Annotated in this window: 24 protein-coding genes; 10 read left to right on the plus strand and 14 right to left on the minus strand. The window is 73.1% G+C overall.

The window, feature by feature from the left end:
- Positions 1 to 93 precede the first annotated feature (93 nt).
- Positions 94 to 804, minus strand: coding sequence for a polysaccharide deacetylase family protein (locus IW256_RS05300; protein WP_197009882.1), 711 nt, complete (start codon positions 802 to 804; stop codon positions 94 to 96).
- On the opposite strand from IW256_RS05300, the gene IW256_RS05305 reads away from it, so the two are divergent.
- Complete coding sequence (locus IW256_RS05305; protein ID WP_197009883.1) at positions 803 to 1,906, plus strand: MGDG synthase family glycosyltransferase; 1,104 nt, start codon at positions 803 to 805, stop codon at positions 1,904 to 1,906. The two genes, IW256_RS05300 and IW256_RS05305, sit on opposite strands and share 2 nt — an antisense overlap.
- 85 nt (positions 1,907 to 1,991) lie before the next feature.
- Here IW256_RS05305 and IW256_RS05310 read toward each other — a convergent pair whose 3' ends face one another.
- Both IW256_RS05310 and IW256_RS05315 read right to left on the minus strand, forming a co-directional pair.
- Positions 1,992 to 3,494 carry an aldehyde dehydrogenase family protein gene (locus tag IW256_RS05310; RefSeq protein WP_197009884.1) on the minus strand — a complete coding sequence of 501 codons (1,503 nt, stop codon included), beginning with the start codon at positions 3,492 to 3,494 and terminating at the stop codon, positions 1,992 to 1,994.
- Between the two features lie 68 nt (positions 3,495 to 3,562).
- Positions 3,563 to 4,945, minus strand: a complete 1,383-nt coding sequence (locus IW256_RS05315; protein ID WP_197009885.1) for a carotenoid oxygenase family protein — start codon at positions 4,943 to 4,945, stop codon at positions 3,563 to 3,565.
- Between the two features lie 86 nt (positions 4,946 to 5,031).
- On the opposite strand from IW256_RS05315, the gene IW256_RS05320 reads away from it, so the two are divergent.
- Entirely contained in the window at positions 5,032 to 5,571 is a 540-nt protein-coding gene (locus IW256_RS05320) for a PadR family transcriptional regulator (protein ID WP_197009886.1), read from the plus strand.
- A gap of 6 nt (positions 5,572 to 5,577) precedes the next feature.
- Here IW256_RS05320 and IW256_RS05325 read toward each other — a convergent pair whose 3' ends face one another.
- From IW256_RS05325 to nucS, 4 genes are all read right to left on the minus strand, one after another.
- Positions 5,578 to 6,237: a class I SAM-dependent methyltransferase gene (locus tag IW256_RS05325; protein WP_197009887.1), complete on the minus strand. Its 660-nt coding sequence runs from the start codon at positions 6,235 to 6,237 to the stop codon at positions 5,578 to 5,580.
- 342 nt (positions 6,238 to 6,579) lie between these two features.
- On the minus strand, positions 6,580 to 7,395 hold the full coding sequence (locus tag IW256_RS05330; RefSeq protein ID WP_231403669.1) for a site-2 protease family protein: 816 nt from the start codon (positions 7,393 to 7,395) through the stop codon (positions 6,580 to 6,582).
- Positions 7,396 to 7,467: 72 nt separating this feature from the next.
- Positions 7,468 to 8,052: a TetR/AcrR family transcriptional regulator gene (locus tag IW256_RS05335; RefSeq protein ID WP_197009888.1), complete on the minus strand. Its 585-nt coding sequence runs from the start codon at positions 8,050 to 8,052 to the stop codon at positions 7,468 to 7,470.
- Between the two features lie 60 nt (positions 8,053 to 8,112).
- Positions 8,113 to 8,793 carry an endonuclease NucS gene (nucS, locus tag IW256_RS05340; protein ID WP_197009889.1) on the minus strand — a complete coding sequence of 227 codons (681 nt, stop codon included), beginning with the start codon at positions 8,791 to 8,793 and terminating at the stop codon, positions 8,113 to 8,115.
- Between the two features lie 249 nt (positions 8,794 to 9,042).
- Here nucS and IW256_RS05345 point away from each other — a divergent pair, with 249 nt between their 5' ends.
- Positions 9,043 to 9,240: a hypothetical protein gene (locus tag IW256_RS05345; protein WP_197009890.1), complete on the plus strand. Its 198-nt coding sequence runs from the start codon at positions 9,043 to 9,045 to the stop codon at positions 9,238 to 9,240.
- A 146-nt stretch (positions 9,241 to 9,386) separates the two neighbouring features.
- Complete coding sequence (locus IW256_RS05350; RefSeq protein ID WP_197009891.1) at positions 9,387 to 9,773, plus strand: SCO5389 family protein; 387 nt, start codon at positions 9,387 to 9,389, stop codon at positions 9,771 to 9,773.
- A gap of 96 nt (positions 9,774 to 9,869) precedes the next feature.
- Here the strand turns inward: IW256_RS05350 and IW256_RS05355 are convergent, their stop codons facing one another.
- On the minus strand, positions 9,870 to 10,886 hold the full coding sequence (locus IW256_RS05355; RefSeq protein ID WP_197009892.1) for an LLM class flavin-dependent oxidoreductase: 1,017 nt from the start codon (positions 10,884 to 10,886) through the stop codon (positions 9,870 to 9,872).
- Positions 10,887 to 10,940: 54 nt separating this feature from the next.
- Between IW256_RS05355 and IW256_RS05360 the strand changes: the two genes are divergently transcribed.
- The 4 genes from IW256_RS05360 (at position 10,941) to IW256_RS05375 (ending at position 14,652) form a co-directional block, all read left to right on the plus strand.
- Positions 10,941 to 12,581 carry a 3-hydroxyacyl-CoA dehydrogenase family protein gene (locus IW256_RS05360; protein WP_197009893.1) on the plus strand — a complete coding sequence of 547 codons (1,641 nt, stop codon included), beginning with the start codon at positions 10,941 to 10,943 and terminating at the stop codon, positions 12,579 to 12,581.
- Positions 12,582 to 12,635: 54 nt separating this feature from the next.
- Complete coding sequence (locus IW256_RS05365) at positions 12,636 to 12,956, plus strand: ATP/GTP-binding protein (RefSeq protein WP_197009894.1); 321 nt, start codon at positions 12,636 to 12,638, stop codon at positions 12,954 to 12,956.
- Between the two features lie 61 nt (positions 12,957 to 13,017).
- Positions 13,018 to 13,740 (plus strand): alpha/beta hydrolase, encoded by a 723-nt coding sequence (locus IW256_RS05370; RefSeq protein ID WP_197009895.1) that lies wholly within the window; start codon positions 13,018 to 13,020, stop codon positions 13,738 to 13,740.
- Between the two features lie 120 nt (positions 13,741 to 13,860).
- Positions 13,861 to 14,652, plus strand: a complete 792-nt coding sequence (locus IW256_RS05375; protein ID WP_197009896.1) for an alpha/beta fold hydrolase — start codon at positions 13,861 to 13,863, stop codon at positions 14,650 to 14,652.
- 146 nt (positions 14,653 to 14,798) lie between these two features.
- On the opposite strand, the gene IW256_RS42060 is transcribed toward IW256_RS05375, so the two are convergent.
- The 3 genes from IW256_RS42060 to mce form a co-directional block, all read right to left on the minus strand.
- Positions 14,799 to 16,241 carry an AI-2E family transporter gene (locus IW256_RS42060; protein WP_197009897.1) on the minus strand — a complete coding sequence of 481 codons (1,443 nt, stop codon included), beginning with the start codon at positions 16,239 to 16,241 and terminating at the stop codon, positions 14,799 to 14,801.
- A 176-nt stretch (positions 16,242 to 16,417) separates the two neighbouring features.
- Entirely contained in the window at positions 16,418 to 17,749 is a 1,332-nt protein-coding gene (locus tag IW256_RS05385; RefSeq protein WP_197009898.1) for a DivIVA domain-containing protein, read from the minus strand.
- A 610-nt stretch (positions 17,750 to 18,359) separates the two neighbouring features.
- Positions 18,360 to 18,788 carry a methylmalonyl-CoA epimerase gene (gene mce / locus IW256_RS05390; RefSeq protein ID WP_197009899.1) on the minus strand — a complete coding sequence of 143 codons (429 nt, stop codon included), beginning with the start codon at positions 18,786 to 18,788 and terminating at the stop codon, positions 18,360 to 18,362.
- 183 nt (positions 18,789 to 18,971) lie between these two features.
- On the opposite strand from mce, the gene IW256_RS05395 reads away from it, so the two are divergent.
- Complete coding sequence (locus tag IW256_RS05395; RefSeq protein ID WP_197009900.1) at positions 18,972 to 20,162, plus strand: acetyl-CoA C-acetyltransferase; 1,191 nt, start codon at positions 18,972 to 18,974, stop codon at positions 20,160 to 20,162.
- 127 nt (positions 20,163 to 20,289) lie between these two features.
- Here IW256_RS05395 and IW256_RS05400 read toward each other — a convergent pair whose 3' ends face one another.
- Positions 20,290 to 21,033: a DUF4230 domain-containing protein gene (locus IW256_RS05400; protein WP_197009901.1), complete on the minus strand. Its 744-nt coding sequence runs from the start codon at positions 21,031 to 21,033 to the stop codon at positions 20,290 to 20,292.
- A gap of 144 nt (positions 21,034 to 21,177) precedes the next feature.
- Between IW256_RS05400 and IW256_RS05405 the strand changes: the two genes are divergently transcribed.
- Positions 21,178 to 21,510 carry a DUF3817 domain-containing protein gene (locus IW256_RS05405; RefSeq protein ID WP_197009902.1) on the plus strand — a complete coding sequence of 111 codons (333 nt, stop codon included), beginning with the start codon at positions 21,178 to 21,180 and terminating at the stop codon, positions 21,508 to 21,510.
- A gap of 64 nt (positions 21,511 to 21,574) precedes the next feature.
- On the opposite strand, the gene IW256_RS05410 is transcribed toward IW256_RS05405, so the two are convergent.
- Positions 21,575 to 22,891, minus strand: a complete 1,317-nt coding sequence (locus IW256_RS05410; protein WP_197009903.1) for a hypothetical protein — start codon at positions 22,889 to 22,891, stop codon at positions 21,575 to 21,577.
- The gene (locus IW256_RS40850) at positions 22,884 to 23,948 is read right to left on the minus strand and encodes an ATP-binding cassette domain-containing protein (protein ID WP_307828742.1); all 1,065 of its coding nucleotides are present in this window, start codon (positions 23,946 to 23,948) and stop codon (positions 22,884 to 22,886) included. Before IW256_RS40850 ends, IW256_RS05410 begins: the two co-directional genes overlap by 8 nt.
- Positions 23,949 to 24,363: the final 415 nt, after the last annotated feature.

Consider the following 24,363-nt stretch of genomic DNA (forward strand, 5'->3'; position numbering starts at 1 on the left):
GGCACATCTCCTGACCAGGTCATTCTCAAGAATTGAGGACCGTCGGGCGGCTCTGTTTGCCGCCTCCGGGCCCCGGGAACGGTGCGGGCTGGATCACCGGGCCCCGACGCCGTGCTCGCGCAGCGGGCCCACCCGCAGTCCGGCGCCGCCGCACTGCGCGATCAGGTCCGGCAGCGCGCCGAGCGCCGACCGCCAGGACCCGGGGGACGAGGTGCAGTCGGAGTCATGCAGCAGCACGGTCGCGCCGCCGCGCAGGTCGGGACGCAGCGTGGCGAGCACGGACGCCGGGGTGGCGCCGGCGGCCCAGTCCCGGCCCCAGGCCGTCCACAGCACCGGCCGGAGTCCGAGGGCCCGCGCCGCGACCAGCGCCTCGGCGCTCAGCACCCCGTACGGCGGCCGGTACCAGACCGGGTGGACGCCGGTCGTCGCCCGGACCAGCGCGACGGTGCGCCGCAGGCCCGCCGTCACCCGTCCCGGCCGGGTGCGCAGGGCGTTGTCGTGCCGCCATCCGTGCACCGCGATCTCGTGGCCCGCCGCGACGATCCGCCGCGCCTGCTCCGGATGGCGCTCCAGCATCTCGCCCAGGACGAAGAACGTCGCCCGCGTCCCGGCCCGTTCCAGCGCGTCGAGGAACGACGGCGTCGAGCGCGGATCGGGCCCGTCGTCGAAGGTCAGCGCCACATGATCGGGGTGGCCGGCGCCGGCCAGCGCCGGCAGTCGCCGCCGGACCGAGGGCAGCCAGCTCGCCGCGGGCCCCACGTGGGCCAGCGCGAGCAGTCCGAGAGCGGCGGGTAGGCGGTCCATGCCATCGAGTCTGCGCGACGAGGGCGCCGGGGCCCCGGACCGGGTCCGGCGTTTCCTCATCCTCAGCGCGAGCATGGGCGCCGGCCACGACGGGGTGGCGCTGGAACTGGCCCGCCGGCTGGCCGCGTCCGGGGCCGAGGCGCGGGTCGTGGACGTCCTCGACCTGCTCCCCCTGGGCCTCGGCCGGGCCCTGCGCGGCTGGTACCGCCGGACGATGCGGGCCCGCCCGTGGCTGTACGAGCTGATCTACCAGAGGTTCTTCCTGTCCCGCTCGCCCGGGGCCGCGCCGCTGGCCGTCCTGGCGTCCCGGCGCCTGCGCCGCGCCGGCCCGTACACCGAGGTCGTCTCCACGTTCCACCTGGCGGCGCAGATCACCGGCCGCGCACGGGCCCGGGGGGAGCTGACCGTGCCGAGCACCGTGCTGATCACCGACTTCGCGGTGCACCGGATGTGGCTGCACCCCGGCAACGACCGGTACCTGTGCCTGGATCCGGACGTGGCCCGCACGGTGACCGCGCTGACCGGCCGTCCCGCCCGCGTGTGCGCACCGGTGGTGCGCCCCGCGTTCCACCGCCCGGCGGTCCCGCCGCCCGTGGACGGCCCGCGCCCGGTCCTGGTCGCCGCCGGGGCGTGGGGCGTCGGCGACGTCGAGGAGACCGCCCGGGCCCTGGCCCGTTCGGGCCGCTGCACGCCCCTGGTGCTCTGCGGCGGCAACGACGCGCTGCGGGCCAGGCTCGCCGCGTCGGGCCTGCGCGCGCTGGGGTGGCGGGCCGACCTGCGCGAGCTGATGGCCGCCGCGTACGCGCTGATCGACAACGCCGCGGGGCTGACCTGCCTGGAGGCGCTGGCCGCCGATCTTCCGGTGATCTCGCACCGCCCGATCGCGGGCCACGGCCGCGACGGCGTCCGGGCGATGGCGCGGGCCGGGCTGGTCCCCTTCGCCCGCGACACCGTCGACCTCCTCGCCGCCCTGGACGCCCTCGCCGACCCGGCCGAACGGGCCCGCCTCCGCGCCCGCGCCGACGCCCTCTTCAGCGCCCCCGAGGCCGAGACCCTCCTCCTGCACCCCGAGACCCCGTACGCCCGCGCCGACGACCGCTGAAGGGACCAACCGGCCACGGGAACGTGAACGGCCCCGTCCACCCTGAGGTGAACGGGGCCGTCCGTTCCGCGGCGGGAAAGCGGGGTCAGCGCTTGTAGCGCTTGGCGTGCATCATGGTGATCATCTGGAGAAGCCGGGCCATCTCCTTCTCCGTACGGTCGAAGGAGCTCAGGTTCATCGGCAGGTTGAAGCGGGTCCGGGTGATCGCCTTGGGGCGGGTGAACTCGCGCAGCCCGTCGGCGCCGTGGATGCGGCCGAATCCGGACTCGCCGACGCCGCCGAACGGCAGCGCCGCGACCATCGCGAACGAGGCGAACGCGTTGATCGAGGTCATCCCGGACCGCATCCGCCGGGCCACGTCCATGGCGCGGGCCTTGTTGCCGGAGAAGATCGTGCCGGCCAGGCCGTAGCCGGTCCGGTTGGCCTTCTCCAGCGCCTCCTCCAGGTCCTTCACCCGGTGGACGGTGATGGTGGGGCCGAAGGTCTCCTCGCAGACCGCGGCCGAGTCCTCCGGAACGTCGGCGAGGATCACCGGCTCCACGTACGGCTTGCGCACCGAGTCGGCCCCGCCCACCACGGCCGTCGCGCCCTTGTCCAGCGCGTCCTTGATGTGCCGCTCGATGATGTCGAGCTGGCCCGGCATCGTGATCGGGCCGTAGGCGGCCTCACGGTCGAAGCCCGGACGCAGGGTGCGGGCCTTCTCGGTGAGGGTGTTCAGGAACGTGTCGTAGGCGCGGTCCACGACGTAGATCCGCTCGACGCCGATGCAGGTCTGGCCCGCGTTGGACATCGCGCCCCACAGCGCGGCGTCGGCGGCGGCCTCCAGGTCGGCGTCGGCGTCGACGATGCAGGCGTCCTTGCCGCCGCACTCGGCCACGATGGGCGTGAGGTTCTCGGCGCAGGCCGCCATGACCTTCTTGGCGGTACGGGCCGAGCCGGTGAAGGCGATCTTGCCGACGCCGGGGGAGGAGGCGAGCGCCGCGCCCGTCCCGCCCAGTCCGGTGATGGTCTGCAGCACCGGCTGCTCGGGGATGACCCCGGCGACCAGCTCGGCCAGCAGCACCCCGACGCCGGGGGTGAACTCGGAGGGCTTGAAGACCACGGCGTTGCCCGCGGCCAGGGCGTACCCGATCGAGCCCATCGGCGTGAAGATCGGGTAGTTCCACGGGCCGATCACGCCGACCACGCCGAGCGGCTGGTACTCCAGGACGGCCTTCTGGTTGATCGAGGCCACGCCCGGGAACACGGTGCGCGGGCCGAGCACCCGGCGGGCGTTGCGGGCGGCCCAGTCCAGGTGGACGATCGCCATGATCGTCTCCAGCTGGGCGTCCTGCAGCGGCTTGCCGGTCTCCTGGTGGATGAGCTCGGCCATCCGGTTGAGGTTGCGGGTCAGGGCGCCCTTGACGTTGAGCAGCCGCAGCCGCCGCTCCTTCCAGCCCAGCGCCCGCCACCACGCGGCGGCGTCCCGGGCCCGCCCGACGGCCTCGGCCACCGCCGCGTCGTCGTGGACGGGATGTTCGGCGACGACCTCGCCGGTGGCCGGATTCAGGGACGCGAAGGTGGCGGAGCTCTCCGTCGCCACGGACATGAGGAACCTCCAGGATGGGCTCGGCGAGCACGGTAAGTGTCTACTTGCTCAGCTTACCGGCTGGTTTGTCAGCCTATTGGACCGATGGTCGACGGGACGGCCGGGGCGTCCGGAATCCAGTTGCCGTGGAACCCCGCCGGCACCCGCCGCGGCAGCCGTACGGACGCCGTTCGGGACAGGTCGGAGGCGTCCAGCACGACCAGCTCCGAGCCCCGCGCCGCGCCGTCGGAGACGATCGACAGCAGCCACCCCTCGTCCTCGGCTCGCGCGCCCTCGGCCGGAACGAAGACCGCCTCCCCGGGATGCAAGCCGGGCCCCGGCGCGTGGGTCGCCGTGGCGCCGGTGCGGACGTCGTACTTCACGATGGAGTCGTCGGTCACCGTGTAGAGGTAGCGGTGCGGCAGCCCCGTACGGGACTCGTCGTGCGTCGGGAACTCCACGCCCCGGTCGTCGAGCGCCTCCTCGACCGCCTTCCCGCTCTCCGGGTCGAGCGTCCAGCGGTGCAGCCGCGCGCCCCCGATGGCCGAACCGGCCCGTGCCAGGTCCCGGCCCGTCACGGCGGGACCGCCGATCGCCGACCAGATCCGGTCGAAGCCGTCGCGGCCGTACCGGGGGCCCTCCACCACCACCCGCCCGGTCTCGTCCTCGTAGGCGTTGCCGACATGGAAGACGTAGCAGGGGTCGACGTCGTACCAGCGCACCGCGCCGCCCTCGCGCGGCATCACGCCGAGGCGGGCGCCGTAGCCGTCGTCCCAGCGGTACGGCATGCCGTGCGAGGCCAGGGAGAGGTCGAAGACCAGGGGCAGGTCCAGCCACACCACGTGGTTCTCGGTGATCGCGAAGTCGTGCATCATGGTCGCGCCCGGGACCTCGATCTCCCGGCTCTCCACCAGTTCCCCGTCCGCCGACAGCCGGTGGTAGGTGAGATGGGGCGGCGTGAAGCCGTACCCGAAGAACAGCAGCTCGCCGGTGCGCGGGTCCTCCTTGGGGTGCGCGGTCATCGCGCCGGTGAGCCGGCCGCCGAAGTCGCACGGCCCCACGGTGGCGAGATCGGGCGTCAGCTCGTAGGGGAACCCCACCTCGACCAGCGCGTAGATCTTGCCGTTGTGCGGGACGACGTGGGTGTTCGCCGGCACGGCCGCGCGGTCGACGGTGAGGTCGGGGCGGAGCATGGGGGCGCCCTCGGTGAACGAGGTGGTGCGGACCCAGCGGTTGCGGTACCACTCGGCGCGGCCGTCCCGGAGGCGGACGCCGTGCACCATGCCGTGCCCGCTGAACCAGTGCACGCTGGGCTCGCCCGGCAGCGGGTTGGGGCCGTTGCGGAAGTAGCGGCCGGACAGTTCGGAGGGGAGGGTGCCGTCCACCGGGAGGTCCGCGGCGTCGATCTCGTCCGGAACGGGGGCCATGTGGCCGCTCAGCCAGAGGGGGCGGGGGTCGGTCTGCTCGCTCATCGCGCGCTCCTCGATATTCCACTTTCGACAGGTCGAAGCTAACCTTCCAAGATTGACATGTCAATGTCGATGGATAAGATCGCGGCATGAGCCTCCGACACGCGGTGCTGGGCCTGATCGTCGAGGTGCCGGGATGCAGCGGGTACGACCTGCTGAAGATCTTCGATCTCTCCCTGGGGCACGTCTGGGCGGCCACCCAGAGCCAGGTCTACGGCGAGCTGGCCAAGCTCACCGCCGACGGGCTCATCGAGGTGACCTCGGAGGGGCCGCGCGGGCGCAAGGAGTACGCCGCCACCCCCGCCGGGCGGGACGAGCTGCGCCGCTGGCTGACCGAGACCGAGCCCAAGCCGGTCAGCCGGGACGAGGGCATCCTCCGGGTGTTCTTCCTCGGCACCGTGGCGGCCGAGCGGGCCACCGACTACCTGAGGGCCCAGGCCGCCGCCGCCGACCGGGGGCACGAGGAGCTGGTCGCCCTGGAGAACTCCCTGGACTGGCACCGCGGCGGCATGGCCGGCTACGGGCACATCGCCCTCGAATACGGCAAACGCTTCATGGCCATGCGCCGTGAATGGGCCGAATGGGCCGTTGAGCAGCTCCAGGAACGTTCCGAGCAGCCTCCGGCGTAGACGGGCTCAGCCGAGGCGGGCGCTGATCCAGGTGAACGGCTGCACCGCCCCCGCCGGGGTGACATGGCGCTCGGTGCGCCGCGCGGTGAGCGTGACGTCGTCGCCGAACGCGCCGGTCAGTTCCGCGGCCAGACCCCCGGCGTCGTAGCGGGCGACGGGCAGGCCCGAGCAGTGGCCCGGACCCTCGGGCGCGAAGGCCGCCAGCACGATCGCGCCCCGCGGGACGAGCGCGGCGCGGAGGACCGCCAGGTAGGCGGCCCGGTCGGCCCGCTCGGTGAGGAAGTGGAACACCGCCCGGTCGTGCCAGATCGCGTACCGGCGCGGCGGCCGCCAGGACAGCAGGTCGGCGTGGACCCAGGTGATCCGCTCCCCTCCGGGACGCCTGGACGCCGCTCGTCGGGCGGTCTCCAGCGCGACCTCCGAGACGTCCAGCACCGTCACGTCGCGGAACCCCTCATCGACCAGCCGGGACGCCAGGAGCGAGGCGCCGCCGCCGACGTCGATCACCGCCCCGTCCCGCCCCTCGCCCGCGGCCTCCTCGATGAGCTCGACCGACAGCCGGGGATCGGCCTGGTACCAGCTGACCCGCCGTTCCCCCCGGTCGGAGTAGACGGTGTCCCAGTGATCCTGCCGGGCGCCCGCCAGGTGATCGGACGAACCGTTCATCGAGGACCTCCATGGCGGATCGGCGTCGACGCTCTGGAGGGTGCTGCGACGTCCACGCTAGCCCAGCCCCGAGCCGGCCGAACCGGGGTGACCCCTCAGACTCCCCGGCAAGTGCCGACTGAGCGGCCCCCTCCGCTGCGCTGGCGCTCCGCTCCGGGGACCGCTCATGTCTTCCTGAGGGGACGACCCCTCAGACTCCCCGGAAGAGCCGACTGAGCGGCCCCCTCCACTGCGCTGGCGCTCCGCTCCGGTGGCCGCTCAGTATCTTCCTGAGGGGACGACCCCTCAGACTCCCCGGAAGAGCCGACTGAGCGGCCCCCTCCGCTGCGCTCCGGTGGCCGCTCAGTCACGCCAGAACTGGAACAGGGCGTGGCCGGTGGTGATGGGGGAGACGTCCAGGGACAGCTTGAAGGGGAACTCCTCCAGCCCGATGGCGCCCGCGATGCCGTACGTCACGTCGAAGAACGCGCTGTTGACCGCGGGGATCAGCCAGAGGGCGGCGAGCAGGCCCAGGAAGACGTACCCGCCGTACTCGTTGGCCCTGGCGACCCACGGCCGCGGCAGGTACGGCTCGATGATCCCGAAGCCGTCCAGTCCCGGGATCGGCAGCAGGTTGAGGACGGCCGCGGTCACCTGGAGGAACGCCAGGAAGGCCAGGCCGGCCCAGAACACGCCGTGCTCCGGGTCGGCGAAGTTCTTGAAGATCACCGCGAGCATGATCGCGAACACCACGTTGGCCAGCGGCCCGGCCGCCGAGACCACGCTGTGCCGGATCCGTCCGGCGATCGCGCCCCGGTCGATCCAGACCGCGCCGCCCGGCAGGCCGATCCCGCCCAGCAGGATGAACAGCACCGGGATCGCGAAGCTCATCGTGACGTCCGCGTACTTCGCCGGGTTCAGGGTGAGGTAGCCGCGGGTGGCGACGCTGTGGTCGCCCGAACGGAAGGCCAGGTAGGCGTGGCCGAACTCGTGCAGGCACAGGGACAGCACCCACGCGGCGACGACGAAGCCGAACACCGCGACCCGGGCCGGGGTGGAGGTGATGGCGCCGTACCGCCAGGCGATCAGCCCGCACAGCACGGTGACCGCGACGATGGTCAGGAAGACCGGGCTCGGCTGGATCGCGGAGCGTCCCCGCGTGCTGTCTACCGTGCCCATTCCGGTCCTCTTCCCGTGTCGGTCCCGCCCGCCTGCCCCGAAGCTACCGTGTCCGCGGCACAACCCGGGCCGTCACGGGGCGGCGATCACCGGGACCACGTAGGTGTGCAGGAACCGGCGCTGCGCGTCCGGGTCGCGATCCCGGTCCATCACGATCAGCGAGGTGATGATCCGGAAGAGGAACTCCACCGTGCCCTCCACCTCGATGTCGGGCCGCAGCATGCGGCGCCGCTGGGCCAGGTCGAAGTGCGGGCGGACGTACTCGCAGCACACCGCCAGCAGGTGTTCGGCGCCCTGCGCGACCGCCGCCTGCATGTGCCCGGCCGCCTCCGGCACCAGGAACGCGGCGATCGCCGGCCGCGCCCGGACGTAGGCGACCGCGTCCATCGTGCCCTCCACGACCGCCTCCGGAACCGACGGCTCGGCGCGCAGCCGCCCGGCCAGCCGGTCCAGGAACCGGCGCAGGTCGCGCAGCACCACGGCGAGGATCAGCTCGTCGCGCCCGCCGGTGACGCTGCGGTAGACCGTCGCCCGCGACAGCCGCGCGGCGGCGGCGATGTCCTCGACCGTGGTCTTGGCCACGCCGAAACGCGTGAAGCACTCCTCGGCCGCGTCGATGATGCGCTCACGCGTGCTGTCGGTCGTCGCCGGGGACATGCCTGAAGATTACCGGCCCGGCACCTCCCCGCCCGGCCCTCCGCGGTGGACGCGTCCGGGTCAGAAGAGGGTGCCCTCGTGCTCGATGCCGCGCAGCGTGTCATAGTCGAGCGTCACGCAGCCGATGCCCCGGTCGGTGGCCAGCACCCGCGCCTGCGGACGGATCTCCTGCGCGGCGAAGATCCCGCGCACCGGCGCCAGGTGCGGGTCCCGGTTGAGCAGCTCCAGGTAGCGGGTGAGCTGCTCCACCCCGTCGATCTCGCCGCGCCGCTTGATCTCGACCGCCACCGTGGCCTGGTCGGCGTCCCGGCACAGGATGTCCACCGGGCCGATCGCGGTCGGGTACTCCCGGCGGATCAGCGTCCAGCCCTCGCCGAGCGTGGTGATGTGCTCGGCGAGCAGTTCCTGCAGGTGCGCCTCCACACCGTCCTTGCGCAGGCCGGGGTCGAGCCCGAGCTCGTGGCTGGAGTCGTGCACGATCTCGTTGATCGTGAGGATGAGCCGTTCGCCGGACTTGCCGTGGGTGACCGTCCACCGGGCGACGGCGCCGTTCTCCTCGAACGGCTCCTCGCGCAGGGAGCAGGGCGGGTTCATCCAGTTCAGCGGCTTGTAGGCGCGGTCGTCGGCATGGACGCTCACGCTCCCGTCGGCTTTGATGAGGACCAGCCTCAGGGCCATGGGGAGGTGGGCGGTGAGCTTGCCGGCGTAGTCCACGCTGCAGCGGGCGATTACGAGACGCACGGGCCCAACCCTAGTGAGCCGGGTGAGCCCTCGCGCCCGCCTCCGCGGAGCCGCATCGATTCGTCCCGCGGCAGGCTCGCGTCTGCGCGGCACCGCGTCACGCCCTAAGCCTTCCCAGGCGTACGTAGGCCGTCTAAGGCGCCACAGGGCCAGGAGATAAGGCTTAGTCCCGATGTGGGGGTGCCCGCCTTAGGACGAACCTTGAGGATGTCGGGCCGAGAAGGCGGCCCGGCGGACCAAGGAGGGGCGATGTTCCACAACGACATCATGTACTCGGTGATGCAGGAGCGTGCCCGTGACCTGCGGGCCCGGGGAAAGGCCGCCCGTGACGCGGGCGCCTCCCGCAAGGCGCGGCGGTTCTGGGCGGACGAGGCCGCCCAGCAGGACGCGTCGTCTGCGCCCAGGACCACGAGGACGCGCGGGACGGCGACCGCGGCAAGAAGCTGACCTGACCGCCACAAAACCGGGACCGATCACGCGCGCGCGTGTGACGACGGGGGAGCGGCGGCTGTCAAGCCTGGAATTCTCACGGGGGCGTGGTTAGCGTCGCAGACGGCGGGTGCTCATCACATTCGGTGAAAGGAATCCCGTAGATGTCCCTTGACGTGACCCCCGAACTCCTCGACAAGGCACAGCAGGGAGAGGTCGACGACGCCGCGTTCGTCGAGTGCGTCCGGACCTCCCTTCCCTACGCGTGGGAAATGATCAGCGGTCTGGTGGCCAGGTTGCAGGTGGACGGTGGCGACTTCGCCGACAACCTGACGCCGCCGCCCGACGAGCAGGCCCGCGGCCAGCTGCTGCGGGTGCTGGCCAGCGACGCCATGCGCGGCTCGCTGGAACGCTACTTCGGTGTGAAGCTCGCCTTCCAGAACTGCCACCGGGTCGCCGTCTTCCCCGTAGGTGACTCGGCGGCGTACCGCACGTTCGTGTCGCCGCGCGAGCAGATCCTCAACCAGTCTCCCGAGCTGCGCGACTGCTGACGAGCGGTCCCGTCCGTACGGGCCGGGGCCGCCGCCGGAACGATCTCCGGCGGCGGCCCCGGCCCCGTTCCGTCTCGGGGTCTCTGGCGCGCGGCCTCAGCCCACCCGGCCCGGCTCGCCGGCGGGGGCGGGCAGTGCGGCCCTGACCCTGGGGAGCACCTCGGTGCCCAGGCGGGCGATGTTCTCCAGGGTGGCCGCGTCCGACCCGGCCGCCTCCACCAGCAGGATGAGATGCCGGATCCCGGTGCGCCGGACCGTCCCGATCATCGTTTCCGCGCACTCCTCGGGGGAGCCGACCGGATGGAGGCCGCAGAGCCGCCGGGTGTACTCGACCGGGTCCGGAGGGGTACGGGGACGGTCGTCCACGGGGACGTACCCCTCCAGCCCGGGGCCCAGCCAGCGGGGCATCTCGCGGAGCAGGGTCGTCACGGCCTCCCCGCGCGTATCGGCCACCTGGGCGAGATGGGTGGACACGTGCGGGATCCCGGGGCGGCCGTACCGGGCGACCGCGGCGGCCTTCTCCTCGTCCCCCACGTGCATGCCCAGCAGCATCGGCAGGCCGCGGGCGGCGGCCAGCCGCTCGGTCGCGGGGGACGTGCACGCCACGGCGACCGGCGGGGGAGCCGGGAGGCGCGGCACCACGGGCACCTCGCGGAAGCGGAAGTGCTCGCCGCGCCAGGCCACGCGGTCGCCGCCCAGCCAGGCCAGCAGCAGGTCCAGGGACTCGGCGAAGCCGTTCTCGTAGCGGCCGAGCCCCGTACCGAAGACCTCCAGGTCGCGCCACGGCCCGCCGCGTCCCACGCCCAGCCGGAACCGGCCGCCCGACACGAGGGTGAGCAGCGCGGCCTGTTCGGCGAGGGCGACGGGATGCCCGCTGGACAGCACGCTGACCGCGGTGCCGACGTCGACCCGCCGGGTCAGGCCGAGCAGGTGCCCGGCGAGGGTGGCGGCGGACGGCACGACGCCGTAGGACATGAAGTGGTGTTCGGCCAGCCACACGTCGTCGAATCCGGCGCGTTCCGCGGCGAGGGCCGCGGCGACCGTACGGGCGAGGGCGGCGGCGTCGTCCTGGCCCGGATAGCGGGCCGCGAGAAGGAAGATTCCAAAGCGCACGCCCGAGTCGTACCCGGCCTCGGTACGAACGGAGCCCTCTGCGACACTGCGTGCATGAGTGGTGGTTCGTTCAGCAGGGTCGGAGTCGTCGGGCTGGGCACGATGGGCGCGGGCATCGCCGAGGTGCTGGCGCGCGGCGGGGTGCGGGTCGTCGGCGTCGAGGTCGACGCGGGCGCGCTGGAACGCGGCCGGGGGCATCTGGAGGGCTCGACCGGACGGGCCGTCAAGCGCGGCAGGCTCACCGAGGACGCGCGCCGCGAGATCCTCGGCCGGGTCGCCCTGTCCACCTCGTTCGCCGACCTGGGCGACTGCGACCTGGTCATCGAGGCCGTGCCGGAACGGCTGGAGCTGAAGCGGCGGGTCTTCGCCGAGCTGGACCGGGTCTGCCGCGACGACGCCGTGCTGGCCACCAACACCTCTTCCCTGTCGGTCACCGACATCGCGGTCACCACCGGCCGGCCGACCAAGATCGTGGGCGTGCACTTCTTCAACCCGGCCCCGGTGATGCGGCTGGTCGAGGTCATCCGCACCGTCCTCACCGACCCCGGCGCGGTGGAACGCGTCGCCGGGCTGGTGAAGGACCTCGGCAAGACTCCGGTGACGATCGGCGACCGCGCCGGTTTCGTGGCGAACCGTCTCCTTTTCGGCTACCTCAACCAGGCCGCCGGGATGCTGGAGTCCGGCCACGCGACCCGCGACGACATCGACACGGCGATGAAGGCCGGCGCCGGGCTGCCGATGGGGCCGTTCACCCTGATGGACCTGATCGGGCTCGACACCTGCCTGGAGGTCCTGGAGGCGATCTACGCCGAGTCGCGCGACCGGCGCCACGCGCCCTCTCCGCTCCTGCGCGAGCTGGTCACGGCGGGGCTGCTGGGCCGCAAGACCGGCCGCGGCTTCTACTCCTACGACAAGGCGGCCGGGGAGACGGAGCCGGCGGGTGAGGCGTCCGCACCGGAACGGCCGCGCGTGGGCGTCGTCGCGTCCGGGGCCTCGGCGGCCCCACTCATCGCCGCCCTCGCCCCGGGCGCGGACAGGCCGGTACGCGTCCTCACCGGCGACGTGAACGCCTGGGACGAGACGCTGAAGTCCCTGGAGACCGCCGAGGCGGGCACGGACGCGGCAAAGCTGGCGGACCGCGATCTGGTCGTCATCGCGCCCGGCGCAGATCCTGCACTGGTCGCCGCGGCGGCCGGTGCGGCCGGGCCGGACGCGGTCCTGGCCGTGACCGACCCCGGCCTACCGGTGATCGAGCAGGCCGTGGCCACCGGCCGTCCCGCCGCCGTGGTGGGCCTGTGCCTTCCCGAGGAGGGCGCCTCCCTCGCCGAGGTGGCGCCCACGGTGGCCACCGGCGACGGCGCCGAGGGAAGGGCGGTGGCGCTGCTGTCCGCGCTCGGCCTCACCGTGGTGCGGTGCCGCGCCCGGTCCGGGTTCATCGTCGACGCGCTGCGCTTCCCGTACCTGAACGACGCCGCCGCGATGCTGGGCGCGGGCTACGCCGACGCCGGCTCGATCGACGCCGCGATGACCCTGGGCTGCGGCTACCCGACCGGGCCGATCGCCGACCTGGACCGGCTCGGCCTCGACCGCGCCGTCGCCGTGCTCAGGGCGCTGCACGCCGAGACCCGCGAGCCCGCGCTGGCGCCCGCGCCGCTCCTGGAGGAGCACGCCACCGCGGGCCGCCCGCTCCGCTGAGGAACGCCCCGCCGGCCGCGGCCGGTTCCGGACGTTCCCCATATCCTGGTCGCCATGAGCCCCCGCAAGAACCGCCGCGCCACCGCGGATCCCCGCTCGCCCGGCGGCGGTTCCGCGGTGTGGTCGCAGACGACCGAGGAGGGCGCGGACGGCGCCTGGAACGTCCGGATGATCAACGGGGCGAGCGCCGCCAAGCCCTACCGCTGCCCGGGATGCGACCAGGAGATCCCGCCCGGCGTGGGGCACGTGGTGGCCTGGCCCGCCGACGGCCGGGGCGGGGCCGACGACCGCCGGCACTGGCACCGTCCCTGCTGGCAGGCCCGCGACCGCAGGACGCCGCGTACGCTGCGCTCCCGAGGGGCCCCGCGCTACTGACAAGGAAGACCGGCAGGTAAGACCGGCAGGTCCGGAGAGATCCGGAGAGGTGAGGAGACCGATGGGGGAGATCCGGGCGAGCACGGTGCTGCCGGCCCGGCGTGAGGCGATCACGCTGCACACCGCGGACGGGCTGGAGCTGGTCGGCGAGCTGGCGGTGCCCGCCGAGCGGCCGCCGGTGGCCACGCTGGTCTGCCTGCACCCGCTGCCGACCGCCGAGGGCATGATGGACAGCCACGTGCTGCGCAAGGCGTCCTACCGGCTGCCCGCGCTGGCGGACGTGGCCGTGCTGCGCTTCAACACGCGCGGGACCGCCTCGGTGCACGGCACCAGCCAGGGCGAGTTCGGCGAGGGGGAGACCGAGCGGTTCGACGTCGCCGCCGCGCTGGAGTACGCCGAGTTCCACGACCTGCCGCACCCCTGGCTGCTCGGCTGGTCGTTCGGGACGGAGCTGGCCCTCAAGTGGGGCCGCGACCCCCTGGTGGAAGGGGCGATCCTGCTGTCCCCGCCGCTGCACCGCGCCACCGACGCCGACCTGGACGCGTGGGCCGAGGACGGGCGGCCGGTGGTGGCGCTGGTGCCCGAGTTCGACGACTACCTCCGTCCCGAGGAGGCCAGGGAACGTTTCAAGCGGATCCCGCAGGCCGAGGTCGTCGCGGTGGACAACGCCAAGCACCTGTGGGTCGGCGAACCGTACGTCCGGATCGTGCTCGACGAGATCGTCCGACGGGTGGCGCCGGCGTCGTGGCCGCTCCCCACCGAATGGGACGGCCCGGCCGGGTAAACCCGGGCGACCGGACACGGCCACTCCTCCCGCCGCGCCCCGATCGCGGGCGACGATTGCGTGGCCGGCACGTGGACGGCGGCCGCCGGGGCCGCCCCGGCGGGAGGAGGAGGCACCGCCATGACCGTGCAGCTCCACGCGAGGGACGTCGGTGCCGGAACGCCGCTCGTCCTGCTGCACGCCTTCCCGCTGTCCTCGGCCATGTGGCTGGAGCAGCGCGAGGGCCTCGCCGGGCGGTTCCGGGTGATCACCCCCGACCTGCGCGGCTTCGGCGGCTCGCGGCTGGGCGACGACCCGCCCTCCATCGACCGCATGGCCGACGACGTCGCCCTGCTGATCCGCAGGCTGGGCCTGGACGGGGCGGTGGTCGCCGGCCTGTCGATGGGCGGGTACGTGGCGATGGCGCTGTGCCGGCGGCACCCCGACCTGGTCCTGGGGCTGGTCCTGGCCTCCACCAAGGCGTCCGCCGACACCGACCAGGCCCGGCGGAACCGGCTGCGGCAGGCCGACGCCCTCGACCGCGACGACGACGTGAACGTCCTGCTCGACGAGGTCCTGCCGAACCTGGTGGGGCCGACCACGTTCCAGCAGCGCGCGCTGGTGTACGGGCGGGTGCGCGGGCTCGTCCAGGCCACCCCGGCGCCCGCCGCGGCCTGGGCGCAGCGTGCCATGGCCGGGCGTCCCGCCTCGTTCGACACCCTGCGGGGCCTCACCGTCCCCGCCCTGGTCGTGTCGGGTGACGAGGACCCCCTGTCCACCGGGGAGGACGCCCGCGCCATGGTGGAGGCGCTGCCCGACGCCGAGCCGGTCGTCATCCCGCAGGCCGGGCACCTGTGCGCGATCGAGCGGCCCGACCTGTTCAACCGGGCGGTGGGCGAGTTCACCGCCACCCTCGCCCGCGCCTCCCGCTGACGCTCCGCCGGCCGCTCAGCCGCCCCCTCCGCCAACGCGCGAGCGCGTCACCTGGCGGATCGCGAAGCGATGTCGCGCTCGCACAAGGCCCGGTCAGGCGCGAGCCGCCCGGCGAGCGCCGTAGGCCGGGACTGAGAAAACACAGGCTAGAGGCTCTCCTGCCGCGGCATGAAGACCTCCCGGATCACCAGCGAGATCGCCGCCGCGGTGGGGATCGCCAGCAGCGCCCCGATGACGCCCAGCAGCGCCCCGCCGACCAGCGCGGCGACGACGGTCACCGCGGGCTGGACGTCCACCGTGCGTTTCATGACGCGCGGGTAGACCAGGTAGTTCTCCACCTGCTGGTAGATCACGTAGAAGACGAGGCTGGCGATGCCCTCGGGCACTCCCGTGAGGAACGCGACGAACGTCACGATCACGGCTCCGATGGTGGCGCCGATCAGCGGGATGAGGTCGGTCACCGCGACGATCAGCGCCAGTGCCAGCGCGTACGGGACCCCGAGGATCTCCAGGAAGATGTAGGTGGTGAGGCCGCAGATGAACGCGATGGTGAACTGGCCGGCGACGTAGCCTCCGATCCGGTTGAGGATCTCGTCGCCCAGCAGGGCCACGCGCGCCCGCCTCGACCGCGGTGCGAGCTGGTAGAAGAACGTCTTGATCTGCGGCAGCGACCCGAGGAAGTACAGCGTCAGGATGAGGATCGTCAGCGTCTGGAAGGTGCCGCTGAGCGCCACCTTGCCCACGTCGTAGGCCCGCTTGGCCAGGGCCTCCTGGAAGCTCGGATCGTTGATCTTGTTCTGCGCCTGCTGGAGCAGCTGGTAGCGACGGTCCCAGTCGGCGATCTTCGGGTTGCTCTGGAGCTGCTGGATGTACTGGGGGACGTTCCTGGTCAGCGCGGTGATCTGTTCGGTGAGCGGGGGGACGAGCGAGGCCACGAACCCGGCGAAGAAGAGGAGCACCCCGAGGAACACCACGGCCACCGCCCACCCGCGCGACAGGCCGACCCGCTTCAGCCGTTCCACCGCCGGGTTGAGCCCGACCGCCAGGAACATCGCCACCACGATCATGATGATCACGGACTGGGCGTTGACCGCGGCCCGGACCAGCAGCCAGGCCGTGATGACCCCGAGCGCGCCGGTGAAGCCGAACACGAACGGGTGCGCGTTGCCGAGCGGCTGCCCGGGGCGGCCGAACGGGAAGCGCTGGTTGACCCCCGCCTCCCGCTTGCGCTGCTCGATGTCGTGCGCCGGGTCGGGCGCGTGGTCACCCGCGGGGACGGCGGCTCCGGGGGTGGTCGTGACGACGGGCCGGGCGGGCTCGATCTCACCGCCGGAACGATCGGGCGCGTCCTCGATCGACGACACGTCCCCCAGCGGCACCGACCCTCCGGTGGCCGGGGTCCCCGTCTCGCCGTCGTCGCCGGCCGGGCGGGAGGCGGGAGCGGAGTCGCCGGCCGGACCGGGCTCCTCCCCGTCCCGCGCGCTGTCGTCGTCGGCCGGAGGGGCGGGGGCGGGGACGGCAGTGGGCGGGCCGTCGCCCGGCCGCTCGGGAGACGCAGGCCGGTCCTTGCTGGGGGTCTCGTCGGACACGCCACTCTCCTCGTATTCCGTGTGCCTTCGGGGCGCTGCCATCGGGGACGACTCATGGCCTTACCCGTCCAGACGCAGAAAAGCCTAGAGGCAGTTCACACCTCTAGGCTTCTCGGCACACGCCTGAGCACCTCAGACGAGCGTGCGTGCCCGGCCGGCGGCCGGGCACGCGGGGCTCACTCCTGCCACCAGTCCTCGTCGTCCTCGTCGGACTTCTTGGCCTGGGCGCCCTTGGCCGGGGCGGCCTTGGCGGCCGGCTGCTTGGCCTGCGCCTGCGGCTGCGCGGGGGCGGGCTTGGGCTCGGGGGAGGACAGCGCGGGCTTCTCCGGCGGAGCGGCCAGCTCGTCGACCCCGCCGCCGCCCATCGCCGGCGCCACGCCGCCGATGAGCTGGCGCAGCTGGTTGAGGTGGCTGGTGATGCTGTCGCGCTGGCGGGTGAGCTCGTCCACCTGGCGCTGCGCGGCGGTACGGACCCGGTCGGCCTCGGACTTGGTCTCGGCGAGCAGCTGCTCGGCCTGCGACTTGGCCTCGGCGATGACCTGGTCGGAGTTCTTGCGCGCGTTGGCCATGAGCTGCTTGGCGTGCGAGTCGGCCTCGCGCCGCGTCTGCTCGGCCTGCTGGGTGGCCTTGGCGGCCCGCTGCTCGGCGGAGGCGGCCCGCTGCTCGGCCTCGGCGACCAGCTTCTGCGTCGCGGCCTGCGCGGCGGCGTGGCGCTCGGCGTCCTGCCGGTCGGCCTCCTCGCGGCGCGCGGCGAGCTGGATCTCGAACTCGGCCTCGGCCTGGGCGCGCTGGGCCTCGCTCTCCTCCAGGATGCGCTGGGCCTGGGCCCGCATCTCGTCGGCCTGCCGCTTGGCGGTGGTGAGGATCTCGTCGCGCTCGCGCTTGGTGGAGGCGCGGAGCTGGGCGACCTCGCGCTCGGTCGTGGTACGGAGCTTGGCGATCTCGCGCTCGGCGGCGGCGCGCTTCTCGGCGACCTCGTGGTCGGCGGTGGCGCGCAGCTTGGCGACCTCGCGCTCGGTGGTCGAGGTCAGCTCGTCGGCCTCGCGCCGGGCGGAGGTGCGCACCTCCTCGGCCTCGCGCTCGGCGGCGTTGCGCATGTCGTCGCCCTCGCGCTGGGCGGTGGCGCGCAACTCGGACGCGTCGTTCTCGGCGGCGGCGCGGAGCTCGGCCGCGTCGACCTTGGCCGCGGCCTTGATCTCGTTGGCCTCGGACCGGGCCGCCTGGACGAGCTCGGTGGCCTGCTCCTCGGCCAGCCGCAGCAGCTGCTCGATGCGGGCGCCGAGGCCCGAGTAGGTGGGCCGCTCCTGCTCCTGGAGCTGGCGATGCGCGTCCGACAGCTCCCGCTGCAGGGCCTGGGTCGACTCGCGGGCCTGCCGGACCTCGTTGTCGAGCTGTTTGATGTGCTCGTCGACCTGGTGCCGGTCGTAGCCGCGAAGCACCACGTCGAACTCGCGTGGGGGCGTCTCTTCGAAGAAATTGCTGAGCTGGGCGTCGATGTCGGACTGCATAGGGCTCAATCCTGATGTGACGGGGCTACGGGTGGTTCCGGGGACCGGTTGATCGCCTGGCTGAACGGGCGCGCGGCCCCAGGTCTCTACCGGCGACAGCAGCGTACTCCGGGAGCTGCCGTGTTGGGGGCTCATCTTGACGCGCTGCGTAGTTTGTCTTCTTTGTCGGGTTGCCCTGGACGGCGCGACTCCCTGGGGTTCCGCGCCGCAAAAGCACCATAGGTGCCCGAACGGCTACACAGTGACAGTCACCGCCCGGCGCTCAGGCGTGTGATATCGAACACGTCACAATCCGGGGCTCACCTGGCGATGCACCCGAAACGCGATCGACTTACCCGGTGAATCGCCCGATAACCGGCACGGTGCGGAGTCATTTCGCGGGGCGCCGGATCCGGCCGGCGCCCCGCCCTGACAGTGTCAGCGACGTCCTGACTGACCCGATAAGTCACGTTCGAGTCATCGGCTCTGGGCTGTCCGAATCCGCGAAACCGGGCGTGCGTTCAGGCGCACCTTCAGGCGTGCGTTCGGGTGCGCGTTCAAGCGTGCGTTCGGGTGCGCCTTCAAGCGTGCGTTCGGGTGCGCCTTTTCGAGCGCGCGTTCGATCGCGGGTTCAGGTGGTGGCCTTCTGGACGAGTTCCGTCAGTACGCCATGGCAGTCCTTCGGGTGGAGGAAGGTGATACGGGACCCCATCGAGCCGCGGCGCGGGCTGTCGTACAGCACCCGGACCCCCTTCCCGGCGATGCCGTCGGCCTCGTCCTGGACGTCGCCGTCGGTGCCGAACGCGATGTGGTGCACGCCCTCGCCGTTCTTGGCGAGCCATTTGGCGACGGTGGAGTCCTCGCGGATCGGCTGGATGAGCTGGATGAAGCTCGCCGCCCCGTCACCGGTCGCGTTGATCTTCAGCATGGCCTCGCGCACGCCCTGTTCCTCGTTCACCTCGAAATGCACGTCGGTGAACCCGTAGGTCTTCCGGTAGAACTCCACGGTCGCCTCCAGGTCGTGGCAGGCGATCCCGATGTGGTCGATGCGGGTCAGCATTTCGCGCGTCCTCCTCGCGGTCGGGTCACGGCGGCCGCCGGACCATGCGGAACGGACGCGGCGGCCCGGCCCGCCGCCTCCCCCTCGGGGACGGGCGGCGGGGCCGGGGTGGCCGAAATCGCGTCCGGCCCTCCTGGGTATCGTGACAAACATCGCCGCCGAACCTTTGTGGAGGGCCCCGTCATGTCCGCAGAATCCGTGCTCGTCGCCGGAGCCCGTACCCCCGTCGGCCGCCTGCTGGGCTCGCTGAAGGACTTCTCCGCCGCCGACCTCGGCGCGCACGCGATCCGGGCCGCGCTGGAGCGGGCGGGCATCACCGGTGACCAGGTCCAGTACGTGATCATGGGCCAGGTGCTCCAGGCCGGCGCCGGGCAGATCCCGTCGCGGCAGGCGGCGGTCAAGGCGGGCATCCCGATGAGCGTCCCGTCGATCACCATCAACAAGGTGTGCCTGTCCGGGCTGAACGCCATCGCGATGGCCGACCAGCTCATCCGGGCCGGCGAGTTCGACATCGTCGTGGCCGGCGGCATGGAGTCGATGACCGGCGCCCCGCACCTGCTGCCCAAGTCCCGGGCCGGTTACAAGTACGGGTCGATCGAGGTGCTCGACCACCTGGCGCACGACGCGCTGACCGACGCCTTCGACGGCGTGTCCATGGGCGAGTCCACCGAGGGCCACAACGCCCGGTTGGGCATCACGCGGGCCGAGCAGGACGAGTTCTCCGCGCGCTCCCACCAGCGCGCCGCCGCCGCGATCAAGAACGGCGTGTTCGACGAGGAGATCGCCCCCGTGGAGATCCCGCAGCGGCGCGGCGAGCCCGTGGTGTTCGCCGCCGACGAGGGCGTGCGCGGCGACACGACCGTCGAGACGCTGGGCCGGCTGCGCCCCGCGTTCAGCAAGGACGGCACCATCACCGCCGGCTCGTCCTCGCAGATCTCCGACGGCGCCGCCGCGGTCGTGGTGATGTCCAAGGCCAAGGCCGAGGAACTGGGGCTGACCTGGCTGGCCGAGATCGGCGCGCACGGCAACGTGGCGGGCCCGGACAACTCGCTGCAGTCGCAGCCGTCCAACGCCATCAGGCACGCCCTGTCCAAGGAGGGCATCGAGCCCGCCGACCTGGACGTCATCGAGATCAACGAGGCGTTCGCGTCGGTCGGCATCCAGTCGATGCGCGACCTGGGCGTCGGCCCCGAGAAGGTCAACGTCAACGGCGGCGCGATCGCCCTGGGCCACCCGGTGGGAATGTCGGGCGCCCGGATCGTCCTGCACCTGGCCTACGAGCTGAAGCGCCGCGGTGGCGGGATCGGCGCCGCGGGCCTGTGCGGCGGCGGCGGGCAGGGCGACGCCCTGATCCTGCGCGCCCCCTCCGCCTGACGGCGCCGGGCGCGCCACCCTGCGCGGCGCGCGGCGCGGCGCGGTGCGCGGCGCCCGATGGCCCCTGGAGGAGTCCAGGGGCCATCGCACGGAACGCCGCCGGGGCGCGGTGCCACCGGGCGGCGGGCTACTGCGCGGCGGCCTGGACGGTGACCGTCGTGAACCCCAGCGCCTTGAGCATGTTCTGGAGCATGAGCCTGGTGTTCTGGTCGGCACGTTCGCGCAGGCCGCTCTCGCCGGCCGCGGTCTGGATCTTCTGGGAGGCCAGCACGTAGAGCTGCTGCTGGTCGTTGGGGTTGGAGCTGAAGAAGTCGCCCATGCGGTTGATCAGTCCGCGCTGGGTGGAGAAGACGTAGCTGCGCTTGGGGTCGAGGTTGGTGGGCTCCAGCTGCGCGCGGGGCAGCCGGACGGTCGCGGCCGTCCGGTCGGCGTTGACGGTGACCGCGCCGGAGCCCAGCTTGGAGAAGTCCACGTAGGCGTCCACCGAACCGTGCCCGACGAAGAGCGTGCGGGATCCGCGCACGGCGCTCGGCAGGAACTTGGCGTCCTTCTCCAGGTCCACGATGACCTGGAAGTTGCCGGAGGCGGACTCGAAGCGGGCCAGGTCGCGGATCGACTTGAGGACGACCGGCCCGCTGCGGTCCTTGGTCTCCTCGGCGAACGGGTTGATCCAGCCGGGCAGCATCCGCATCGCCTGCTGGGCGCCCAGCACGACGGCGGCGGTCAGCAGGATCAGCAGCGGGACGGTCCACAGGCTCCGGCGCCGGCGTGGAGGCGCGGAGCCGCCGGCCGGGCCCTGGGGATCGGCCGAGCCGGACTCCGGCGCGGCCTTGGGGGATTCGTCGTTGTTCTTCTGTTGGGGGCGTGCCATGCGTAGCAGCATTCCCCGGGAAACGGCCGGGGCACCTTACCCGGAAGTGCCGATCGCTCCGGCCGGTTGATCGCGCGGAGTCCGTGTGAGAAGGGCCATACGCGCGCGCGAAACAAAGCGCGAGGGCCCGTACGTTGGCAAGCCGTGGACATCGTTCGTGCTCTTCGGATCGTCTCCATCGCCGAGGCGACCTCGTTCCTCGTGCTGCTGCTGCTCGCCATGCCGCTGAAGTACATCGGCGGCGAGGAGGTCGGCGTCCAGGTGGTCGGTCCCGTGCACGGCATCCTCTTCATGGGGTACGTCGCGTTCGTGGTGCTGGCCCGCGGCGTGCTGCGCGACCAGCTGGGCTGGAACGGCAGGCGTACGGTGCTCGCACTCATCGCGTCCGTGCTGCCGGTGGCGCCGCTCCTGGTAGAGCGCTACTGGCTCAAGAAGCCGGCCGAGACCCTCGACCGCGTCGAGGAGGTCCCGGCCTGAGAGCTCTGCATGGCCGCGGCGGGCCTGGGGGGTCCTGTCGCGGCCATGCAGGGGACTCGTCCCCTCACGCCGGGGTGTCGCGCGGCAGCACCGGCCGGGGCGAGGGACGCGGAGCGTCCGCGGGAGCCGGGGCGACGACCGGCCGGAAGTCCCCGGGGCTCAACGCGCAGTCCCGGTAGCGCGTGAAGTTGACCCGCAGCCACTCCCGCCGCTGGTCCTCCGTCCACTGCCCGAACCGGTCCGCCGTCCGCGCGTCCGGGATCGCCGGGGCCTCGCGGCCGAGCAGCCACGCGTCGACCAGCGCCCGGTAGTCCGCGTACCGGGAGGTGGCGCAGATCCGGGATCCGCCCAGCGCGTTCGTGATCTGCCGCACGGCCCGTACCTCGTACCCGGGCGCGAGCTCGTCGTCGAGATGGATCACGGCCGTGCCCCCGGCGACCCGGGGCGGTTCGGTGACGGGGCGCTGGACGACCCGGGTGAACTCGCCGGGGGTGCCGCTGAGCCGGGTCGCCAGCGGTGTGGCCTCGGCCATGAGCGCGGGCAGCGCCGACCGCAGCGCCGGATGCACGCAGATCCGCAGCGGCCATTCGCGGCAGGCCGGTCCGGCCGGCGCCGGCCCGATCGCGTCGCCGCCCGAGGACTCCAGCCGGTACGTCGCCACGGCGGTCACGGCGAGCGCCCCGGCCAGGGGGACGGCCACGGCGGCCCGCCGGGTCACCCGCCCCACGTACGCGAGGATCAGCACGGCCGTGCCGCCGAGCGCCCACAGCGCCTGGTCGGCCAGGACACCCGCGCGCAGGCCGGTGAACAGTTCCACGTGGTCGAGCGCCGCCGGAGGCAGCAGGCTCCACCACGACGCGCCGGGGGCGCGCACCGCCGCCCACAGCCAGGCCACCGCCATGACGGTCACGGCGGTGGCAGGGCGCGGGGCGACCCGGGCCGCCAGGTACCCGGCGACCACGTGCAGGACGAGCGCCGTGAGGCCCGCCAGGACGCCCAGCGGGTGCGGGCGGCCCGCCCCGTTCCGGACCACCGTCTCGACGGTCACCACGGCGGTGACGGCCGCGTACGCGAGCGCCGCCGCGCCGGCGAGCAGCAGCAGGTCCAGCAGCGCCCCGGTCGCCGGGGAACGGGGGGAGAGGTCTCGGAGGTAGTTCAGGCCGCGTTCGCGTACCGCCGCCCACGCCGCCAGGCCCGCGGCCACCGGGCCGAGCAGCCGGACGGAGTTGATCAGGGCGACGATGGAGTTGTCCCAGTAGGCCACGCCGGGAACCAGCGACAGCCAGACCGTGACGATCCCGATGCCGGTCAGCAGGGGGACCGCCACGAGCAGCGCAGCCCGCCGTGCGTCGAGCCGGAGCACCCGCCCCAGCTCAGACACCGGCGCCGCTCCCCGCGGGCTGCCGACCCGCACGGATCCGTGACCGCCGGGACGGGACCGGCGCCTGGACCGTTCCGGACCGTTCGCCGCCGGCCGCCGCCCCCGCCGGGCGCACCGCTTCCACCGGGCGCACCGCCTCGGCCGGGCGCACCGCTTCTACCGGGTGCACGGCTTCCGCCGGACGCACGGCCTCGGCCGTGGGCACCGACCCCGCCGCGGGCGCCGCCTCGGCCGCGGGCACCGGGCCGTTCGCGGGAACCGCCTGGCTCGCCGTGTCCACCCAGCCCAGCCAGCCGGCCCGGTCGGCGGGTACGGGCGTCACGGGCGGCGGCATGACGGAAGCAGGCGGAACGGGAGCGGGCAGCACGGGGACGGAGGCCGCGGCGGTGGCGGGCGGATGGCCGGCCAGCCGCCCGCGGGCGAGGACGAACACGTCCCGGCACCATGGGGTGAGGTGTTCGGGCCGGGCGGCGGAGACGACCACCGTGGGCGCCAGCGCCCGGATCAGCGGGACGAGTTCGTCGATCGCGGCCCGGTCCGCGGTGTCGCGGCCGGAGTGCAGGGCGTCCAGCGGCTCGTCGAGCAGCACCAGCTCGGGCTCGTGAACGCAGGCCGCCGCCAGCCCGGCGCGCACCCGGACGTCCGGCGGCAGCAGTGCCAGCTCGGTGTGGCGCGCGTCGGCGATGTCAAGCCTTTTCATGACGTTCCGGACGGCGGGTGGGCGCATCCGCCGGTAATAGGCCGCGTAGGCGACCAGTTCCTCGGCCGTCATGTGCTTGGCCCACCGCAACCGTCCGGGCAGGAATCCGATGCGCGCGCGTACGGCGCGCAGATCGGTACCCTTCCCGATGTCATGGTCCAGGATTCTCAGCGTGCCGGCGTGCGGCCGGCGCAATGTCGCGAACGTAGCCAATAGAGTGGATTTGCCGACACCAGGTGGACCGGCCAGGCCGATCACGCCCTCGGCGATGCCGAAGGCCACCGGGCGCAGGAGCCACCGCCCACCGCGGCGGACACCCATCCCTCGGGCCACGATCGCGGAATGCTCCGCGATCACGTCATACCCCCCTTGTCGCGCAATGCGCGGTGGGCGACCCAAGGGAGCGCCGGTGGTATTCCCCCCGCCGCGGCGCGTCTCCGCTCAGGCCGGACTCAGGTGAGCCCGGGGGCGATCCTCTTTTGCCGTCACTCCACGCATCGACATCGTGACTATAACCAGCCTTGGCGATAGCTGTCAGCCTTCTTTCTGGTCGCGTGCCAGGGTGCCGGGAACCTTTGCCTTTGTAGGGAAGGGGGGAATTCCAGCAATTAATCACTTCTGCGAGTGCGCCCCCTAAAAGGGATGGAACCGCCCGTACTGGGCTCCGCTCGTCCGGCCCGCGGCGGCTTGGGCGGGGTGGCGGACCGGGCCCCTGCGAGCCGGGCCGCGCCGGTCCCGTGGTGGCGGGAACGGGCCGCGGGACGGCCCCGCG

It is taken from the genome of Actinomadura viridis (assembly GCF_015751755.1).
GTDB classification, from domain to species: Bacteria; Actinomycetota; Actinomycetes; order Streptosporangiales; family Streptosporangiaceae; genus Spirillospora; species Spirillospora viridis.

Bases quoted from the DNA above. Each gene is read 5' to 3' on its own strand.
- IW256_RS05305 (WP_197009883.1), top strand. From the start codon at position 803: ATGCCATCGAGTCTGCGCGACGAGGGCGCCGGGGCCCCGGACCGGGTC.
- IW256_RS05300 (WP_197009882.1), bottom strand. From the start codon at position 804: ATGGACCGCCTACCCGCCGCTCTCGGACTGCTCGCGCTGGCCCACGTG.
- IW256_RS05310 (WP_197009884.1), bottom strand. From the start codon at position 3,494: ATGTCCGTGGCGACGGAGAGCTCCGCCACCTTCGCGTCCCTGAATCCG.
- IW256_RS05315 (WP_197009885.1), bottom strand. From the start codon at position 4,945: ATGAGCGAGCAGACCGACCCCCGCCCCCTCTGGCTGAGCGGCCACATG.
- IW256_RS05320 (WP_197009886.1), top strand. From the start codon at position 5,032: ATGAGCCTCCGACACGCGGTGCTGGGCCTGATCGTCGAGGTGCCGGGA.
- IW256_RS05325 (WP_197009887.1), bottom strand. From the start codon at position 6,237: ATGAACGGTTCGTCCGATCACCTGGCGGGCGCCCGGCAGGATCACTGG.
- IW256_RS05330 (WP_231403669.1), bottom strand. From the start codon at position 7,395: ATGGGCACGGTAGACAGCACGCGGGGACGCTCCGCGATCCAGCCGAGC.
- IW256_RS05335 (WP_197009888.1), bottom strand. From the start codon at position 8,052: ATGTCCCCGGCGACGACCGACAGCACGCGTGAGCGCATCATCGACGCG.
- IW256_RS05345 (WP_197009890.1), top strand. From the start codon at position 9,043: ATGTTCCACAACGACATCATGTACTCGGTGATGCAGGAGCGTGCCCGT.
- IW256_RS05350 (WP_197009891.1), top strand. From the start codon at position 9,387: ATGTCCCTTGACGTGACCCCCGAACTCCTCGACAAGGCACAGCAGGGA.
- IW256_RS05360 (WP_197009893.1), top strand. From the start codon at position 10,941: ATGAGTGGTGGTTCGTTCAGCAGGGTCGGAGTCGTCGGGCTGGGCACG.
- IW256_RS05365 (WP_197009894.1), top strand. From the start codon at position 12,636: ATGAGCCCCCGCAAGAACCGCCGCGCCACCGCGGATCCCCGCTCGCCC.
- IW256_RS05370 (WP_197009895.1), top strand. From the start codon at position 13,018: ATGGGGGAGATCCGGGCGAGCACGGTGCTGCCGGCCCGGCGTGAGGCG.
- IW256_RS05375 (WP_197009896.1), top strand. From the start codon at position 13,861: ATGACCGTGCAGCTCCACGCGAGGGACGTCGGTGCCGGAACGCCGCTC.
- IW256_RS05385 (WP_197009898.1), bottom strand. From the start codon at position 17,749: ATGCAGTCCGACATCGACGCCCAGCTCAGCAATTTCTTCGAAGAGACG.
- mce (WP_197009899.1), bottom strand. From the start codon at position 18,788: ATGCTGACCCGCATCGACCACATCGGGATCGCCTGCCACGACCTGGAG.
- IW256_RS05395 (WP_197009900.1), top strand. From the start codon at position 18,972: ATGTCCGCAGAATCCGTGCTCGTCGCCGGAGCCCGTACCCCCGTCGGC.
- IW256_RS05400 (WP_197009901.1), bottom strand. From the start codon at position 21,033: ATGGCACGCCCCCAACAGAAGAACAACGACGAATCCCCCAAGGCCGCG.